The organism is Acinetobacter sp. ANC_7504 (assembly GCF_056779995.1).
Window position 1 is genome coordinate 1 of sequence record NZ_JBWYIZ010000033.1, and the last position, 480, is coordinate 480.

At 44.4% G+C, this 480-nt stretch carries 1 protein-coding gene; it reads right to left on the minus strand.

What is annotated here, in order from left to right; all coding sequences use genetic code 11:
• Positions 1 to 480: FAD-dependent oxidoreductase (locus tag AC1M9F_RS14485; protein ID WP_481598117.1), on the minus strand; the 480-nt coding region annotated here is incomplete at both ends.

Sequence of the window (480 nt, forward strand, 5' to 3'; positions counted from 1 at the left end):
GAATGATGTAATCAAACGCTGACAGTGATGCTTTCGCGCCTTCACCAGTGGCAATGATGATTTGTTTATAAGGTACTGTTGTACAGTCACCCGCAGCGAATACACCTTTTACATTGGTTTCGTTGCGATCGTTAATCACAATCTCACCACGGTTTGAAAGCTCAACCTCTGTCGTTTTGAGGAAATCCGTATTTGGCAACAAACCAATTTGTACGAAGATGCCCGCAAGTTCAACAATGTGCTCCTCATCCGTCGCACGGTCTTTGTATTTCAGTGCAGTCACTTGTTTGCCATCACCCACAACTTCTGTAGACAACGCATTTTTGATGACAGTCGTATTTGGCAAGCTGTTCAATTTATCTTGAAGTACTTGGTCAGCACGCAGCTTAGTATCAAACTCAACTAAAGTGACATGCTCAACAATACCCGCAAGGTCAATTGCCGCTTCAACACCAGAGTTACCACCACCGATCACAGCCA